Here is a 16,083-nt window from a genome sequence, read left to right as displayed (position 1 = left end):
CGTACGTCCCCGGGTTCACCACAGGGGATCGCCGGGGCTCACCACCGGCGCTCACCACCGGGGCCAGAGCGGCTCCTCGGCCCGCCGCTCGGCCTCGCGCAGCACCCGCAGCACGTTGCGGCCGGTGAGCGCCTCCAGTTCGGCGGCCGACCAGCCGCGGGCGGCCAACTCCCGCAGCAGGACCGGGTACCCGGCGACGTCGGGCAGGTCGGCGGGCTGCCGGTCGACGCCGTCGTAGTCGCCGCCGAGGCCGAGGTGGGCCGGGCCCGCGACCTCGCGGGCGTGCTCGACGTGGTCGGCGACCTGGGCGGCGGTGGCCTCGGGGCGCGGGTGGGCGTCCAGCCAGCGCCGGAGCTCCGGCGGCGGGGGCGCCCCGGGTCCGGCGGCGAACGCGGCGGCGTACTCGGCGGCCGCGTCGGCCGGGCTCTCGTCCGGGGCCGGGTGCCGCGGCCAGGACCAGCGCTGCTCGGGCAGGCCGAGGCGTGCGCGCTCGGCGGCCAGCTCGGCGCGCCAGGCGGCCACCTCGGTGGACACGAAGTCCGGCACGAAGGTCAGTTGGACCACGCCGCCGTTGGCGGCCAGCAGCGCCAGCACCTCGTCGGAGACGTTGCGCGGGTGGTCGTCGACGGCCCGGCAGGAGGAGTGGCTGAAGATCACCGGGGCGGTGGAGGCGGCCAGCGCGGCCCGCTGGGTGGCCTCGGCGGTGTGCGAGAGGTCGACCAGCACGCCGATCCGGTTCAGCTCGGCGACCACGGCCAGCCCGGCCTCGGAGAGCCCGCCGACGCCGGGGGAGTCCGGGTCGGTGGCGGAGTCGGCCCACGGGGTGTGGTGGTTGTGGGTGAGCGTCAGGTAGCGCACGCCCAGCCGGGCGTAGGCGCGCAGCACGCCGAGCGAGGAGGCCAGCGAGTGGCCGCCCTCGATGCCGAGCAGCGAGGCGATCCGGCCCTGGGCGATCGCCGCCTCCACCTGGTCGGCGGTGGCGGCCGGGCGCAGCCGCTCCGGGTAGCGGGCGATCAGCCGGTGGGCCAGGTCGAGCTGCTCCAGGGTGGCCACGGCGGCGTCCGGCTCGGGCAGGTCGGAGGGCATGTAGACGGACCAGAACTGCGCGCCCACCCCGCCCGCGCGCAGCCGGTCCAGGTCGGTGTGCAGTTCCGGCCGGTGCCGGTCCAAGCCCTCCACCGAGCCCCCGGCGCGGGCCCGCAGGGCGACCGGCAGGTCGTTGTGGCCGTCGACGACGGGGGTGCGGCGCAACGCCTCCCGGACGGTGTCGTGGTGGCTGCTCACGGGGTGGTGGCTCCTGTCTGCCGGGACTGCTGGTGGGGCTGCTGGAGGGGGTGCTGGAGGGGCTGCTGCTCCTGCTGGGGCTGCTGGGGCTGCTGGGACTCCTGCCGGGGGAGGGCGGCGGCGCGGCGCCGGGCGGCCTGCCGCCGTGGGTCGGGGACGGGCAGCGAGGCGATCAGCCGCCGGGTGTAGGGGTGTGCGGGGGCGCCCAGGACGCGGGCGGTGGGCCCGCTCTCGACCACCCGGCCGCGGTGCAGCACGGCGACCCGGTCGGCGACCCGCTCGACCACGGCCAGGTCGTGGCTGACGAACAGGGTGGCGAAGCCGAGTTCGCGCTGCAGCCGGGTGAACAGCTCCAGCACCTGCGCCTGCACCGAGACGTCCAGCGCGGAGGTCGGCTCGTCCGCGATCACCAGCTCCGGGTCGAGGGCCAACGCCCGTGCCAGCGAAGCGCGTTGACGCTGGCCGCCGCTGAGTTCGTGCGGGTGCCGGTCGGCGGTGTCGGCGGGCAGCCGGACGTGCTCCAGCAGCTCCCGGACCCGGGCGGCGACGGCGGCGCCGTCGAGCTCGGGCCGGTGCACCCGCAGCGGTTCGGCCACGCAGGCGCCGACGGTGAGCCGGGGGTCGAAGCTGGCGGCCGGGTCCTGGAAGACGAAGCCGAGCCGGCCGCCGCGTCCGGCCGCGGTGCCGGTGCGGCGGCGCGGGCCGGGGCGCAGCGTCTCGCCCAGGACGGTCAGGGTGCCGCCGCCGGTGGCGGTGAGCCCGGCCAGGGCCCGGCCGATGGTGGTCTTGCCGCTGCCGCTCTCCCCGACCAGCCCCAGCACCTCGCCCGCGCCGATCTCCAGGTCGACCCCGTCCACGGCCCGGAACGGCGGCCGCCCCCACCGCCCCGGGTACTCGACCACCAGCCCGCGGGCCGCGACCACCGGCGGGGCGTCCACGGCCCCGGCCGGGCGGGCGGGCAACGGCGGAGCGCTGCCGAAGACCGGTACGGCGGACAGCAGTTGGCGGGTGTACGGGTGCTGCGGCGCGGCGAACAGCTCGCCGACCGGGGCCTGCTCGACGATCCGCCCGGCGCGCATCACCGCGACCCGGTCGGCCAGGTCGGCGACCACGCCCAGGTTGTGGGTGATCAGCAGCAGCGCGGTGCCCAGCTCGTCCCGGCAGTGCCGCAGCAGGTCGAGGATCTCGGCCTGCACGGTGACGTCCAGGGCGGTGGTGGGCTCGTCCGCGATCAGCAGCCGGGCGCCCAGCGCGAGGGCCATCGCGATCACGGCGCGCTGCTGCTGGCCGCCCGACAGCTGGTGCGGGTAGTGGTCGGCCCGCCGTTCGGGGTCGGGGATGCCGACCTGCCCGAGCAGTTCGACCGCGCGGGCGCGGCGGGTGGCGCGGGTGCCGCGGCCGTGGGCCCGCAGGCCCTCGGCGAGCTGCCAGCCGATCGGGAAGACCGGGTTGAGCGCCGTCGCGGGTTCCTGGAAGACCATGGCGGCCGCCGTCCCGCGCAGCGCCCGCAGGGTGCGCCGGTCCGCGGCCAGCACGTCCACCGGGCCCGCGGCGCCGTGGTCGAGCAGCACCCGTCCGGTGGCGGCGGCCGAGGAGGGCAGCAGGCCGAGCACGCTGCGCGCGGTGACGGTCTTGCCGCTGCCGCTCTCCCCGACCAGCGCCACCGCCTCCCCGGCGGCCACCGTCAGGTCGACGCCCCGGACGGCGGGCACGGCCGCGCGGTCGGTGGCGAAGGAGACGTGCAGGTCCTCGATCCGCAGCAGTTCCTCAGGCACGGGCGGGCTCCCGGGCATCGGTCGGCTCCTCAGGCACGGGTCGGCTCCTTCGCCGCGGTCGGGGACGTGGACGCGGCCGGGGCGCGGCGGCGGCGCAGGCGCGGGTCGGCCAGGTCGTTGAGGCTCTCGCCGAGCAGGGTGACGCCCAGGACGGTCAGGACGGTGGCGGTGCCCGGGGCCAGCGCGGTCCACCAGACGCCCGAGGTGACGTCGGAGACCGAGCGGTTGAGGTCGTAGCCCCACTCGGCGGCGGAGTTGGGCTCGATGCCGAAGCCGAGGAAGCCGAGCCCGGCCAGGGTCAGCACCGACTCGGCGGCGTTCAGGGTCAGCAGCAGCGGCAGCGAGCGCACCGAGTTGCGCAGCACGTGCCGGAACATGATCCGCAGGTGGCCGGTGCCGATCACCCGGGCCGCCTCCACGAAGGGCTCGGCCTTGACCCGCAGCACCTCGGCGCGCACCGCCCGGAAGTACTGCGGCACGAAGACCAGCGCGATCGAGCAGGCCGCCGCGGTCAGCCCGCCGACCAGGCTGGAGCGCCCGCCGCTGATCACCACCGACATGACGATGGCCAGCAGCAGCGAGGGGAAGGAGTACAGCGCGTCGGCGACCCCGACCAGCAGCCGGTCCGCCCAGCCGCCCAGGTAGCCGGAGAAGAGCCCGAGCAGGGTGCCGGGCAGCACCGACAGCAGCAGCGACAGCCCGATCACGGCGACGGCGGTGCGGGTGCCCCACAGGGTGCGGGCCAGCACGTCGTAGCCGCCCGCGGTGGTGCCCAGCGGGTGGCCGGGGCCGGGCGGCTGCCGGGAGCCGAACAGCGCGCCGCCGTCCTGGAGCTGGGCGTGGCCCCAGGGCGCGAGCCACGGGGCGAGCAGCGCGGCCAGCAGCAGCAGCGCGGTCAGCCCGGCGCCGGTCAGCAGCATGGCGCGCTGCAGGCCGACGCTGCCGCGCACCCGTTGCGGCACCAACCGGGCGAGGCGCCGGGGGCGGTCGGGCGCCGCGGGGTGCCGGGGCCGGTCGGGCGCCGCAGGACGGTCGGACATCAGTACCTCACCCGGGGGTCGATCAGCGCGGCCAGGGCGTCCACCAGGAAGTTGACCACCGCGACCACCACCGCGAAGAGCGCGACGATGCCCTGGACGGCGGCGAAGTCGCGCACCGTCAGGTAGTGGGCCAGCTGGTAGCCCAGGCCCTTCCACTCGAAGGTGGTCTCGGTGAGCACCGCGCCGCCGAGCAGCCCGGCGACCTGCAGGCCCAGCACCGTCACCACCGGCACCAGCGCGGGCCGGGCGGCGTGCCGGGTGAGCAGGCGCCGGGCGCCGACGCCGCGCGAGCGGGCCGCCACCACGTACTCGGCCTCCAGGGTGGCGATCAGGTGGGTGCGCACCAGCCGCAGCAGCACCCCCGCCAGCAGCAGGCCCAGCGCCAGGGCGGGCAGCACGCTGTGCCGCAGCACGTCGGCGACGGCGGCGCCGTCGCCGCTGCGCAGGGCGTCCAGCAGGTAGAGGCCGGTGGGGTCGGCGAGGTCCTGCAGGCGCAGCTCGGTCTGCACCGAGGCGCGCCCGGCGACCGGCAGCCAGCCGAGCCCGACCGCGAAGACCAGTTTCAGCAGCAGCCCGACGAAGAACACCGGGGTGGCGTAGCCGAGGACGGCCGCCAGCCGCAGCACGGCGTCCGGGGCGCGGTCGCGGTGGCGGGCCGCCAGCGCGCCCAGCGGGACGCCCACCGCGACGGCCACCAGCAGCGCCCAGCAGGCGAGTTCGAGGGTGGCGGCGCCGTAGGTGAGCAGGACCTCGCCGACCGCCCGGTTGTCGGTGGCGGTGCGGCCGAAGTCGCCGGTGGCGACCTGCCGCAGGTAGTCCAGGTACTGGGTGAGCAGCGGCCGGTCGTAGCCCGCCGCGTGCAGCTTCTGCTGCAGCTGGGCCGGGGTGAGCCGGTCGGCGAAGGCGGTGGTGACCGGGTCGCCGGTGGCCCGCATCAGGAAGAAGACCGCGGTGAGCAGGAGCAGGACGGTGGGCAGGACGAGCAGCAGGCGGGCGGCCAGGTAGCGGGCCAGCGGCGAGCGGAGCACGGCCGGTCGGAACCGGCCGCGCCCCGCCCCGTCCCGCTGTCCGCCGTGCGGTCCGTCGCGCCGTCCGTCCAGGGGCGGGGCGAGCGTCATGGCGTGGTCCTCGGGATGGCGGGTGGCGGGGGCGGCCGGGGTCAGCCCTTGCTGATCTCGGCCCAGCGGAACCGGTAGGCGCTGTTCAGCCGCTCGGGCACGCCCCGCACGTCGGAGCGGGTGACGATCGCGGTGGAGCCCTGCAGCAGCGGCAGCAGCGGCACCTGCCGGGCGGTGGCGTCCTGCACCTGCTCCAGCAGCTTCGTGCGGGCGGCCGGGTCGGTCTCGGTCTGCTCCTGCGCGATCAGCGCCTGCACGGCCGGGTCGCGGTAGCCGCTGTGCACCCAGCTGTCCGGGACGAAGAAGGTGCCGAGGTAGTTGTCGGCGTCCAGGTAGTCCGCGTACCAGCCGAGTTGGTAGAGCGGGTAGAGGTCGGCGACCCGGTCCTTGCCGTACTGCGCCCACTCGGTGGACTGCAGCTCGACCTTGAACAGGCCGGTCGCCTCCAGCTGGGTCTTGACCAGGGCGTACTCGTCGGCGGAGGAGGAGCCGTAGTGGTCGGTGTTGTACTGGAGGTGCAGGGTGACCGGGGTCTGCACCCCGGCGGCGGCGAGCACCGCCGCGGCGGCGTCCTCGGCGGGGCCGCCCTTCCCGTCGCCGTACAGCGTCCGGTAGGACGGGGTGGCGCCGGTGATGCCGTCCGGCACCGAGGTGTAGAGCGGCTCGAAGGTGTTCTTGTACACCTGGGAGGCGAGTTGGGCCCGGTCCACGGAGTGGGCGACGGCCTGCCGGACGGCGAGCGCCTTGGCCGGGTCGGCCTGGCCGGTGGCGCTGCCGTAGGGCTGCGAGGCGAAGTCGAAGACCAGGTAGCGGATGCCGTTGCCGGAGCCGGTGTGGACGCTGACGCCGGGCTTGCCGGAGAGGTCCTGCAGGTCGGCGATCGGCAGGGTGCGGTAGACGACGTCGACGCCGCCCTGCTGGACGTCCAGCTTCAGGTTGTTCGGGTCGGTGTAGTACTTCAGCCGCACCCGCGCGGTCCTCGGCGTGCCGAGCCGACCCCGGTAGGCGCCGTTGGCCTCGAAGGCGACCAGCGAGTTCTTGGCGTAGCTGGTGATGCCGTACGGGCCGTTCCAGGGGCGGGCCCTGACCACGGCGTCGTCGTCGAGGACCTTGTCGGCGGGGAAGACCTCCTCGTCCAGGACGAAGCCCGCGCCGGTGGAGAGCACCTGCGGGAAGAGGCTGTCGTTCGCGGACTTGAGGGTGAACACGACGGTGGCCGGGTCGGGGGCGGCGGTCGAGGCGAGGTTGTGGAGCAGGGTGGAGGGGCCGTTCCTGTCGGCGATCCGCAGCTGCCGGTCGAAGCTGAACTTGACGTCGGAGGAGGTCAGGTCGTGGCCGTTGGCGAACTTCAGGCCGGGCTTCAGGGTCACGGTGTACTGGGTGGGCGCGGTCAGCTTCACGCTCGCGGCCAGGTCCGGGGTGACGTCGGAGGTGCCGTTCGCGGCGCTGAGCAGCGGGGCGTAGACCTCGTCCGCGATCGTGCCGGAGCCGGCGTCCCAGGAGCCGGCCGGGTCGAGGCTGACCACCTGGTCGGTGGTGCCGATGGTCAGGACGGGACCGGCGGCGTCGCCCGAAGCGCTCCCGCCGGACCTGGCGCTGGTGCAGGCCGCGGCGGCGACCAAGACGGCGGCGGTCAGCGCGAGCGCGCCGAGGCGGTGGCGGGCGGGGCCTGACGTGGGCGAACTGCCGTGTCCGGCAGGGGGCTTGGGCATGGTGGTTCTCCGGTTTCGCGGTGCGCGGGGGCGACGGCGGGCGCGGGCGGGCACGGGGGTGCGGGCGGGCGCGGGCCGGCACGGGGGTGCGGGCGGGCTGGACTGGGCGGCCGGGCCGGGCGACTGGGCCGGGCGACTGGAGCGGGCCGGGCGGCGGCGGTGCCTGCGGGCTCACCTACACAGCGAACTGGAGACCATGAGCAGGTCGATGTGGCGGCGGCCGTACAGAGCCGTGGGCACCCTCGTCCTCCCGGTCGTGGTCGGTCCGGTCGGGCGGGGCGCGCTCCGGAACTCGTGGCGAGGCACGAAGGTAGATCACCGTCCGGGGGCGGTCAAGGGGTGATCGCGGCGTGCCGGACGGAGCGTCAACTCGCTTTGTTCCTACGGTAGTTGGGGTTCATCGCGCGCATTGCTCCGGACACCTCCGGTGACGGGCGTTCACATCGGGCGCCGGAATCGCCATATGACGGTAATGCAATCTTCACGGCTCGGTATCTACCCGCATAGACAGCCGGCTGCCAGTCTGGCCCGGCACCGCCAACCGCCCCTCCGCCGAGCCCAGGAGCGTCCCCGTGCCGAATCGTTTCCTCCGCCGTTTCGCCGCCGTCGCCACCACCTCCGTCCTCGCCGCCGGAGCCGTCACCGCGAGCGGCGGCACCGCCCAGGCCGCCCTGCCCACCCCGGTCTCCGCCGCCACCGCCCGCAGCTACCTGACCCAGTTGAGCGTGAAGGTCGAGAACCGCACCGGCTACAGCCGCGACCTGTTCCCGCACTGGATCACCATCTCCGGCACCTGCAACACCCGCGAGACCGTCCTCAAGCGCGACGGCTCCGGCGTGGTCACCGACGCCAACTGCGCCGCCACCTCCGGCACCTGGTACTCCCCGTACGACGGCGCCACCTGGCACGCCGCCTCCGACCTGGACATCGACCACGTGGTGCCGCTCGCCGAGGCCTGGGACTCCGGTGCCTCCGCCTGGACCACCGCCCAGCGGCAGGCCTTCGCCAACGACCTGACCCGCCCCCAGCTGATAGCCGTCACCGACAGCGTCAACCAGGCCAAGGGCGACAAGGACCCGGCCGAGTGGCTGCCCTCCGTCACCGGCTACCGCTGCACCTACGTCCGCGCCTGGGTGCAGGTGAAGTACTACTACAACCTGTCCGTGGACAGCGCCGAGAAGACCGCCCTCACCAACATCCTCAACGGCTGCTGAGCCCACGTCCCCAACGGCTGCCGAACCGACGTCCCCAACGGCTGCCGACCGCACCGCAGTTCGACCCGGACCGTCCGCGCGGGGCCCCGTGCGGACGGGTTTGGGGCGTTTGTACCCGCGAACGACCGAAATGTCCGATCGGCGCGTCTTCGTCCTGGTCAACCCCCCTCTCCGGCATGCTTGCTGACTGAGCAAGGAGCAACGGTCGGCTGGACGCGGGCGGAGGGCGGGCGGATGGACAGGCGGAGCTTCCACCGGGCGGGGGTCGCGGCAGGCACCGGGCTGTTCGCGGCCGCCGCGGGCGCCCGGACGCACACCGCGTACGCGGCACCCGCCTACGCGGCGCAGTCCTACCCGGCACCTCCCTACGCCGCCCAGGCGTACCCGCCGCCGCCCGCCTACGTCGAACCGGGCTACCCGGAACGGGCTTACGCCGAACCGGCCTACGCGGAACCGGCCTATGCCGAACCCGCCTACCTGATGCCCGGGCCCGGCTACGTGGTGCCCCCGCGCCCGGCGCCCTACGGGCCGGTCCTCTCGGACGGGCTCGCGGTGCCCTGGACGCTGCGGCAGGTCGCCGCCGGGGACCTCAACGTCTGCTACGCGGAGTGCGGCCCGCTCGACGGCCCCGTGGTGGTGTGCCTGCACGGCTGGCCCTACGACATCCACAGCTACGCCGAGGTCGCCCCGCTGCTCGCGGCCCGCGGCTACCGGGTCCTGGTGCCCTACCTGCGCGGCCACGGACGCACCAGGTTCCGCTCCGAGCAGACCCCGCGCAACGCCCAACAGGCCGCCGTCGCCCGGGACCTGGTCGCGCTGCTGGACGCGCTCGGGATCAGCCGGGCCCTGCTAGCCGGATTCGACTGGGGCGCCCGGACGGCCGCCATCGTCGCTGCGCTGCGTCCCGAGCGGGTCAAGGCGCTGGTCACGGTCGGCGGCTACCTGATCACCGACGTCCACGCCCAGGCCGACCCGCTCAACGCCGAGGCCGAGCACGCCTGGTGGTACCAGTACTACTTCACCACCGAGCGCGGTCGGCGCGCCCTGCTCGACCGGCGGTTGCGCCGCGACCTTTGCCGACTGGTGTGGCAGACCGTCTCGCCCACCTGGCGCTTCGAGGAACGCGTCTTCGACCGCACCGCCACCGCCTTCGACAACCCCGACTACCCCGAGATCGTGCTCCACAACTACCGCTGGCGGCTCGGCCTGGCGGGCGGCGAACGCCGCTTCGACGCCGACGAACGGCGGCTCGCCGACCGGCCGGTGATCACCGTCCCCACCGTCGCGCTCGACCCCGCCCTCGACCCGTTCACCGCCCCCGGCAACGGCCGCGCCTACCGCGACCGGTTCGCCGGGCCCTACCTGCACCGCACCGTCGACGGCGTCGGCCACAACCTGCCGCAGGAGGCACCCGGCGAGTTCGTCCGGGCGGTGCTCGACGCCGACCGGCTGTGAGGGCGGGGCGGTTGTGAGGAGCGGCCGGGCGCGAGCCTTGACCGGACGCGAGCCTTGACCGGGCGCGAGCCTTGACCGGACGGGGCGTTGACGGGGCGTCGGAAAACCCTTTGCGTCCGAACCGCGCCCCGTCGCATACTCCCAGCGCCGGAAGGAGCGCTGTGTGGAGATCCTCGCCTGCGCGCACTGCGGGGCAGCCCTCACCAGGCCCGTCACCAGGGCCCGTCTCCCGCCGCACGCCCACCACCCGGTGGGCAACGGCCATCCGACGCCCGTCCTGACGGACGCCGGGGCGTACGCGGTCGACCCCGAACCCTCCGGGGTGCCCTGGCGGCGCCGGGAGGAACTCGCGGCGGGCGAGGCCGCGGCCCGCGGCTCCCACGTGCCCGTGTCGCGGGTGCCGGCCGGCCCGTTCGGCCGGGTGCTGCTCGCACCCGGCGACGCCACCGGCCCCGCCGAGCGCTGCACCCCGTACGGCCCCGACCTGCCGCTCACCGGCCCCCGCCCGACCTCGCCCTCGTCCCGCTGCACCCGCTACGCGTACTGAACGAGGAGGGAACGCCGCTTGGAGGTCCTCGCACCGCCCGCGCCCACGCACCGTCCGGGTCGCGCGCACCGTCCGGTTCCGCGGGCCGTGCTGACGGGGCGTCTGCCGATCGGCGGCCGACCGGGTGACGGCCGGTCAGGCAGCGGGCGTTCCGGTGGCGGGCGTTCCGGCGGCGGGGAGGAAGCCGCCCGCCAGTTCGGTCTGCCGGGCCGTCTCGTTCAGCCAGTCCTGGAAGTGCTCGTACCGCAGCGGGGGAGAGGCCGGGAAGTCCGGCCGCAGCGCGCCCAGCGGGAAGAACGCCACCCGGCAGGCGCGGCACAGCCAGGCCACCCGCCACACCTTGTGCACCAGCGTCCACTGCTCGTACGAGACCGGCCAACCGCCCTGCTCCAGGCGGCGCCTGCGGGCTTCCCGGCGCACCAGCCAGCCGGCCACGGCGAGGACCGTGGTGAACAGCAGGTACACCACCAGGGCGGTCGCGTCGTTGGCGAACTCCTGGCCCTCCGCCTGCAGCAGGGCGAAGAACGACGTGAGCAGCAGCGCGCCCGTCAGGCCCGCCAGCACGTACAGCACCGTGCTGCCCGGGCTCAGGCTCTTCGGCTCACGCGGCACGTCCAGCAGCCCGCGGGTCGGACGGTCCAGCTCCCCGCGCGGGTCGTTCAGCGCGGCGGTGACCAGCAGCGTGTGGTCGGCCGTCGAGCAGGACGGGCAGGCGGCAGTCATCGTGTGCGGCTCCAGGGCTCGGACGCTCCGCGGCGGGGCGGAGGGAGAACAGGACGGCCAGCACTATAGGCCCACCGGAAGACGTACTCGAACCGAACGGCCTTGCCGCCCAAGGCTCCAGGCACACCGCAGCGCCCCCTCCCGACCCACCGATCCACCGAAGGACGCCCCCGACCGTGACCGACGCCCCCCACCCCCTGCTGACCCACCTGCTGGCCGCCGCCGAGGGCCGCTTCCCGCCCGCCGACGGAGGGGTGACGGTCCTGCCGCCGCTGCCCGGCGGCCTGGAGTGCTCGGTCGCCTTCACCGGACACGCCGTCATCGCCACCGCCCAGGACGCCGGACGGGTCACCGCCGCCGGAGCGGACGGCTTCGGCGGCTCCCTCGACCCGCGGTTCCTGCTCCACCTGGCCGGCCCCGACGGCTGGATCGGCGTCACCGACGCCACCCTCACCGCCCGCGCCACCGGCGGCCCGCCCCGGCTCGACACCCTCCACCACCTCGACGACCACCCGCGGGTCCGCTTCGCCCGCTGCCTGCGCACCCGCGTCACCGTCCACGGCGACGAACGCGGGCTGGTCACCCTCGCCGAGGGCCTGGCCGGGCGCCACGAACTCAGCATCGAACTCGACCCCGCCCACCCCGACGGCCACGGCCACGGCCACGGCCGCGCCCTGCTGCGCGACGCCCTCACCCTCCTCCCCGCCGGAACGCCCCTCTTCGCCGCCGTCGCCCCCGGCAACGCCCGCTCCCTGCGCGCCTTCCTCGCCGCTGGTTTCACCCCCGTGGGCAGCGAGGTGCTGCTCCGCCCCGGCCGGGCTCCCGCGGGCCGGGGCGGGTCTCAGGCCGGGTCGCCCGGGGCGGGGACGCCGCTGTAGGCCGGGGCGAAGAGGACCAGGGCGACCAGGTCCTCGGTGATGTCGTGGAAGCGGTGCTCCTCCCGGGCCGGGACGAAGAGCGAGGTGCCGGGCCCGACCTCGACGGTGCGCCCGCCGGAGGTGAAGCGGGCCCGGCCGCGGGTGACCACGTAGACCTCGTCCTGCAGGTGCGGTGACTGATCGTCGGTGGAGCCCGCCGGGAGCGAGTAGGTGCCGAAGCTCAGCGCGGGCACGCTCAGGTGCTCCGCGTAGTCGGGCGAGCCGTCCGGGGCGGGGCGGAAGCGGCCGCTGTCGATGATCTCCATGGTGGTCGATCCTCGCACGGCAGGTCGCCCCGGGGGAGGGGGCGTCGGGGGGATAGCACGGGGTGCGCGGAGGGTAGGTTCGGCGGATGGACGCGGGAGGGCCGCCGGACGGCGGCGTGCGGATGGACGGGGACGAGGCGGACGCCCGCTGGGCCGGGGCCTGGCGGCCCGAGCAGGTCGCGGAGCGGCTGGCGGGGCTCGCCGCGCCCTGGTGCGTGGCGGCGGGCTGGGCGCTGGACCTGTTCCTCGGCGGGCAGTCGCGGCCGCACGGCGACCTGGAGGTCGCCGTGCCGGCCGGGGCGTTCGGGGAACTGCGGGCGTGCTTCCCCGAGTTGGCGTTCGACGCCGTCGGCTGGGGGCGGACCTGGCCGGACGCCGGGCCCGCGGTGCTGGCGGCGACCCGGCAGACCTGGGCGCGCGACCCGGCGAGCGGGCAGTACCGCTTCGACGTGTTCCGCGAACCGCACGAGGGCGGGACGTGGATCTGCCGGCGCGACGAGCGCCTGCGGCTGCCGTACCCCGAGACGTTCGAGCGGACCGCCGCGGGCGTCCCCTACCTGCGGCCCGAACTGGTGCTGCTGTTCAAGGCCAAGGCCGTCCGGGACAAGGACCGGGCCGACTTCGAGCGCGCCCTGCCCCGGCTGGACGCCGAACGCCGCCGGACGCTGGCCCGCTGGCTGCGCGACGTGCACCCCGGGCACGCGTGGCTGCCGCGACTGGAGCGGCCGGAGCGGCCGGAGCAGTAGCGGGGGCCCCGGCCGGGTGGGGGTCCGGCCGGGGCGGACGGGCGCCGTCAGCCGAGGGTGGCGGCGGTGATCCGGGCGCGCGGGAAGCTGCCCCGCTCCAGTGCGTCGACTGCCGCGGAGGCGAAGTCGCCGGTGGTGAGGCGGCTGACGCCCGCCGCGTCCGTCAGCGGGGCGTCGGTGGCCGCCACCCGGTAGCGGCCCGTCCGGGCGCCCGGGACGAGGTGCACCGGGGGCGGGCTGAAGTACGTCCACTCCACCGGGGTGTCGGCGGCGCGCAGCAGGTCGAGCGCGGCCGCCTGGTCCCGGGCGGTCTCCAGGTACGGGGCGGGGAAGTCGGGGGAGTCGACGAAGCGCTCGCCCGGCGCGTGCTCCAGGCTGCCGCCGCCGCCCACGAACAGCAACCGCGGCACCCCCGCCTCCGGCAGCGCGGCCAGCAGCGCCCCGGCCGCCCGCGGCACCAGCCGGTCGGGCCCCTTGAGGGCGGCGACCACCGCGTCGTGCCCGGCCAGCACGGCGACCAGCGCGGCCTCGTCCGCCGCGTCCGCGTCCGCCCGGCCGAGCGGGGTGACGGCGTGGCCGCGGCGCCCGGCCTCGCGGGCGACCTCCCCGCCGAGCTGCCCGCTCGCGCCGAGCACGGCTATCCGCAGCGGACGGGGCTCGGTCAGCCGGTCGAGGAAGTCGGCGACCAGCGGGGCGATCTCGGGCGCGCACTCCTCCAGGGCGAAGTGGCCGGTGTCGAACAGGTGGACCTCGGCGCCCGGCACGTCCCGCCGGTAGGCCTCGGCCCCGGCGGGCAGGAAGAAGGGGTCGTTGCGGCCCCACAGCACCAGCAGCGGCGGCCGGTGCTCGCGCAGCCAGCGCTGCCAGACCGGGTACAGCCCGACGTTCGCGTGGTAGTCCAGGGCCAGCGCGGTCTGCGCCTCGCGGCGGCCCGGCAGGTCGAGGAAGTGCTGGTCCAGCGTCCAGCCGTCCGGGGGGACGAGGGCCGGATCGGCGGCGCCGCCCTCGTACTGACCGCGCGTCACCTCCAGCGTGAACAGCGGTTGGACGGCCTCCGCCGCGCCCGGCTCGCCGGTGCGGTGCGCGATCGTCCCGACGGCCAGCTCGGACAGGCCCTCGGCGTACGCGTTGGCGTTCTGCACCACCAGGCCGGTGACCAGCTCCGGGCGGCGGGTGGCCAGCCGGAAGCCCACCGGGCCGCCGAAGTCGAAGGCGTACAGCGCGAAGCGCTCCAGGCCGAGCGCCCCGACGAAGCCCTCCAGCACCTCGGCCAGCGCGTCGAAGGAGTACCGGAAGGAGGCCGGGGCCTCGGTGTGGCCGAAGCCCGGGTAGTCCGGGGCGATCAGCCGGAACCGGGCACCGAGGGCGTCGAACAGGCGGCGGAACTGGTGCGAGGCCGACGGGAAGCCGTGCAGCAGTAACAGGACCGGGGCGTTCTCCGGCCCGGCGGCGCGGTAGAAGACGCGGACGCCGTCGACGTCCACGAAACGGTGCTCCACGCGGGGCAGCGGCGGCAGGGGCAGGGGCATGCGGAGCCCTCTCCAGGACACGGGACAAACGCAGGTGATCCTGCGTTAGGCTCGATCCTGGCGGAACCCGCACCACTAACGCAAGGGGATTTTCATTTGGCACCCGAGGAACGTGACACCGCGTCAGGGACCGAGGCCGCTCCGGAGCCCGCGCCCGGCACCCGCCGCCCCGGCGGCCGCACCGCCCGCACCCGGGCCTCCGTCCTGGAGGCCGCCCTGGCTGAACTCGTCGAGCACGGCTACGCCGAGACCCGCATCGACCGCATCGCCACCCGCGCCGGAGTCGCCGCCACCACCGTCTACCGGCGCTGGGGCAGCCTGGAGAACATCGTCGTCGACCTCGCCGACCACCTCGCCGTGACGGTCACCCTCGGCGCCGGCCCGAGCCTGGAGGACGACCTGCGCACCATCGCCCGCGCCGTCGTCACCCTGCACGGCGACCCCGCCCACCGGGCCTGGCTGCGCGCCATGGTCTCCGCCGCCGCGGGCTCCCCCAAGGCGCAGCAGGCCCTCTCCGCGGTGCTGGCCGGCCGCCGCGAACTCACCTCCGTCGCGGTCACCGAGGCGATCGCCCGCGGCGAGGTCCCGCCCGGCACCGACCCCCACGAGGTCGTCCGGGCCACCGTCGCCCCCCTCTACCTGCGGATGCACGTCACCGGCGAGCCGGTCGGCCCGGCGGAGGCCGACCGGGCCGCCGCCGCGGCGGCCACGGCGGCCCGGGCCGGGGTGTACGTGCTCGGGGACGGCGACTGACGGCGACCGGCGGCGACCCGCGGCAACTGGCGGCGACCCGCGGCACCTGACGGCCCGCGGGGCCCCGGAGGGTCAGCCGAGCCGGTCGAAGGTCGGGGGGACGGGCAGGGTGGTCCAGCGCCCGGCGGGCCAGACCAGGACGCGGGCGCGGCCGATGACGTGGTCGACCGGGACGAAGCCGCCCCCGGGGTTGTGCAGGAGCTGGTAGCGGGAGTCCGCGGAGTCGTTGCGGTGGTCGCCCATCACCCAGAGGAAGCCCGCGGGGACCTCGACCGTGCCGACCGGGTAGTCGTCGCAGGGGGTGGCGCCCGGGTAGAGGTAGGGCTCGTCCAGGGCGGTGCCGTTGACCTTCAGCGGCTGGCCCGCGTTGCACTCGACGGTGTCCCCGCCGACCGCGATCACCCGCTTGATCAGGTCCTTCTCGTCGGCGGAGGGCATCAGCCCGAGGTGGCTCAGCACGTCCTGCAGGAGGTTGCCGCGGGCGGGCGGCTCGGTCAGCCAGCCGCCCGGGTCCCGGAAGACGACGACCTCGCCGCGGTGGGGCTGCTCCCCCAGCCAGGGGCTGAACTTGTCGACGGCCACCCGGTCGTCCTTCTGCAGGGTGCCCATCATGGAGCCCGAGGGGATGACGAAGACCTGCACCAGGAAGGTCTTGATCAGCAGGGACAGCAGCAGCGCCGAGGCCACGCACCCCAGCAGGGTGCGGGCGCGGGAGCGGCCGAACGCCCGGCGCAGCAGCCGCCGAGCCCGTCCGCCCGGTGCCTGCGCTCCCTCCGGCCCGTCCGGTCCTGCGGTCCCGGGTCCGGTCCCGGGCTCGGGGGCGGAGTCGGACTCGGTGGCTGCGGTGGTCACGGTGGCTCCCGCCCGGGGCGGTCGGGCCGCGCCCGGGCGAGGGGCGCGGCGGGTGATGACGGTCGGTCAGGACGGCGGTCATCGTACGTGCACCGTGCGTGTGTGCGGCGTAAGGGCGTCCGCCCGCCCGCCGCGGGAACGCAGGTGTGCCG

15 protein-coding genes are annotated in these 16,083 nt (G+C 75.8%); 6 read left to right on the top strand and 9 right to left on the bottom strand.

Features of this window, described 5'->3' with window-relative positions; translation table 11 throughout:
• Nucleotides 1-51: 51 nt before the first annotated feature.
• From QSK52_RS19380 to QSK52_RS19360, 5 genes are read right to left on the bottom strand one after another with little or no spacing between them, the layout of a single operon-like run.
• Nucleotides 52-1,284 carry a dipeptidase gene (locus tag QSK52_RS19380; protein WP_285737347.1) on the bottom strand — a complete coding sequence of 411 codons (1,233 nt, stop codon included), beginning with the start codon at nucleotides 1,282-1,284 and terminating at the stop codon, nucleotides 52-54.
• Nucleotides 1,281-3,077 (bottom strand): ABC transporter ATP-binding protein, encoded by a 1,797-nt coding sequence (locus QSK52_RS19375; RefSeq protein ID WP_435053289.1) that lies wholly within the window; start codon nucleotides 3,075-3,077, stop codon nucleotides 1,281-1,283. The genes QSK52_RS19380 and QSK52_RS19375 overlap by 4 nt, the downstream gene beginning before the upstream one ends.
• Nucleotides 3,078-3,088: 11 nt before the next feature.
• On the bottom strand, nucleotides 3,089-4,099 hold the full coding sequence (locus QSK52_RS19370; protein WP_285737345.1) for an ABC transporter permease: 1,011 nt from the start codon (nucleotides 4,097-4,099) through the stop codon (nucleotides 3,089-3,091).
• Nucleotides 4,099-5,217 (bottom strand): ABC transporter permease, encoded by a 1,119-nt coding sequence (locus QSK52_RS19365; RefSeq protein ID WP_285737344.1) that lies wholly within the window; start codon nucleotides 5,215-5,217, stop codon nucleotides 4,099-4,101. Before QSK52_RS19365 ends, QSK52_RS19370 begins: the two co-directional genes overlap by 1 nt.
• 41 nt (nucleotides 5,218-5,258) lie before the next feature.
• Nucleotides 5,259-6,929: an ABC transporter substrate-binding protein gene (locus tag QSK52_RS19360; RefSeq protein ID WP_285737343.1), complete on the bottom strand. Its 1,671-nt coding sequence runs from the start codon at nucleotides 6,927-6,929 to the stop codon at nucleotides 5,259-5,261.
• Nucleotides 6,930-7,501: 572 nt separating this feature from the next.
• Between QSK52_RS19360 and QSK52_RS19355 the strand changes: the two genes are divergently transcribed.
• From QSK52_RS19355 to QSK52_RS19345, 3 genes are all read left to right on the top strand, one after another.
• Entirely contained in the window at nucleotides 7,502-8,143 is a 642-nt protein-coding gene (locus QSK52_RS19355; protein ID WP_285737342.1) for an HNH endonuclease family protein, read from the top strand.
• Between the two features lie 480 nt (nucleotides 8,144-8,623).
• Nucleotides 8,624-9,598: an alpha/beta fold hydrolase gene (locus tag QSK52_RS19350; protein ID WP_435053294.1), complete on the top strand. Its 975-nt coding sequence runs from the start codon at nucleotides 8,624-8,626 to the stop codon at nucleotides 9,596-9,598.
• Between the two features lie 163 nt (nucleotides 9,599-9,761).
• The gene (locus QSK52_RS19345; RefSeq protein ID WP_285737340.1) at nucleotides 9,762-10,145 is read left to right on the top strand and encodes a hypothetical protein; all 384 of its coding nucleotides are present in this window, start codon (nucleotides 9,762-9,764) and stop codon (nucleotides 10,143-10,145) included.
• A 135-nt stretch (nucleotides 10,146-10,280) separates the two neighbouring features.
• Here QSK52_RS19345 and QSK52_RS19340 read toward each other — a convergent pair whose 3' ends face one another.
• The gene (locus QSK52_RS19340; protein ID WP_285737339.1) at nucleotides 10,281-10,868 is read right to left on the bottom strand and encodes a hypothetical protein; all 588 of its coding nucleotides are present in this window, start codon (nucleotides 10,866-10,868) and stop codon (nucleotides 10,281-10,283) included.
• Nucleotides 10,869-11,044: 176 nt separating this feature from the next.
• Here QSK52_RS19340 and QSK52_RS19335 point away from each other — a divergent pair, with 176 nt between their 5' ends.
• On the top strand, nucleotides 11,045-11,746 hold the full coding sequence (locus QSK52_RS19335; RefSeq protein ID WP_285737338.1) for a hypothetical protein: 702 nt from the start codon (nucleotides 11,045-11,047) through the stop codon (nucleotides 11,744-11,746).
• Here the strand turns inward: QSK52_RS19335 and QSK52_RS19330 are convergent.
• Nucleotides 11,710-12,051 (bottom strand): cupin domain-containing protein, encoded by a 342-nt coding sequence (locus QSK52_RS19330; protein WP_285737337.1) that lies wholly within the window; start codon nucleotides 12,049-12,051, stop codon nucleotides 11,710-11,712. The genes QSK52_RS19335 and QSK52_RS19330 overlap by 37 nt on opposite strands.
• An 86-nt stretch (nucleotides 12,052-12,137) precedes the next feature.
• Between QSK52_RS19330 and QSK52_RS19325 the strand changes: the two genes are divergently transcribed.
• Nucleotides 12,138-12,797, top strand: coding sequence for a hypothetical protein (locus QSK52_RS19325; protein ID WP_285737336.1), 660 nt, complete (start codon nucleotides 12,138-12,140; stop codon nucleotides 12,795-12,797).
• A 47-nt stretch (nucleotides 12,798-12,844) separates the two neighbouring features.
• On the opposite strand, the gene QSK52_RS39465 is transcribed toward QSK52_RS19325, so the two are convergent.
• Nucleotides 12,845-14,326: an alpha/beta fold hydrolase gene (locus QSK52_RS39465; RefSeq protein WP_352230294.1), complete on the bottom strand. Its 1,482-nt coding sequence runs from the start codon at nucleotides 14,324-14,326 to the stop codon at nucleotides 12,845-12,847.
• A 96-nt stretch (nucleotides 14,327-14,422) separates the two neighbouring features.
• On the opposite strand from QSK52_RS39465, the gene QSK52_RS19310 reads away from it, so the two are divergent.
• Nucleotides 14,423-15,079, top strand: a complete 657-nt coding sequence (locus QSK52_RS19310; RefSeq protein WP_285737335.1) for a TetR/AcrR family transcriptional regulator — start codon at nucleotides 14,423-14,425, stop codon at nucleotides 15,077-15,079.
• Between the two features lie 72 nt (nucleotides 15,080-15,151).
• Here QSK52_RS19310 and lepB read toward each other — a convergent pair whose 3' ends face one another.
• A complete protein-coding gene (gene lepB / locus QSK52_RS19305) occupies nucleotides 15,152-15,931 on the bottom strand; it encodes a signal peptidase I (protein ID WP_285737334.1) in 780 nt (259 codons plus the stop codon).
• Nucleotides 15,932-16,083 lie beyond the last annotated feature (152 nt).

Source organism: Kitasatospora phosalacinea, assembly GCF_030268885.1.
Taxonomy (GTDB): Bacteria; Actinomycetota; Actinomycetes; order Streptomycetales; family Streptomycetaceae; genus Kitasatospora; species Kitasatospora phosalacinea_C.
Note: the sequence above shows the minus strand (reverse complement) of the source record. Positions and strands in the feature narration are given on the sequence as shown.

Coding starts and splice junctions, on each gene's coding strand:
- QSK52_RS39465 (WP_352230294.1), bottom strand. CDS start 14,326: ATGCCCCTGCCCCTGCCGCCGCTGCCCCGCGTGGAGCACCGTTTCGTG.
- QSK52_RS19325 (WP_285737336.1), top strand. CDS start 12,138: ATGGACGCGGGAGGGCCGCCGGACGGCGGCGTGCGGATGGACGGGGAC.
- QSK52_RS19330 (WP_285737337.1), bottom strand. CDS start 12,051: ATGGAGATCATCGACAGCGGCCGCTTCCGCCCCGCCCCGGACGGCTCG.
- QSK52_RS19375 (WP_435053289.1), bottom strand. CDS start 3,077: ATGCCCGGGAGCCCGCCCGTGCCTGAGGAACTGCTGCGGATCGAGGAC.
- QSK52_RS19370 (WP_285737345.1), bottom strand. CDS start 4,099: ATGTCCGACCGTCCTGCGGCGCCCGACCGGCCCCGGCACCCCGCGGCG.
- QSK52_RS19350 (WP_435053294.1), top strand. CDS start 8,624: ATGCCCGGGCCCGGCTACGTGGTGCCCCCGCGCCCGGCGCCCTACGGG.
- QSK52_RS19340 (WP_285737339.1), bottom strand. CDS start 10,868: ATGACTGCCGCCTGCCCGTCCTGCTCGACGGCCGACCACACGCTGCTG.
- QSK52_RS19360 (WP_285737343.1), bottom strand. CDS start 6,929: ATGCCCAAGCCCCCTGCCGGACACGGCAGTTCGCCCACGTCAGGCCCC.
- QSK52_RS19365 (WP_285737344.1), bottom strand. CDS start 5,217: ATGACGCTCGCCCCGCCCCTGGACGGACGGCGCGACGGACCGCACGGC.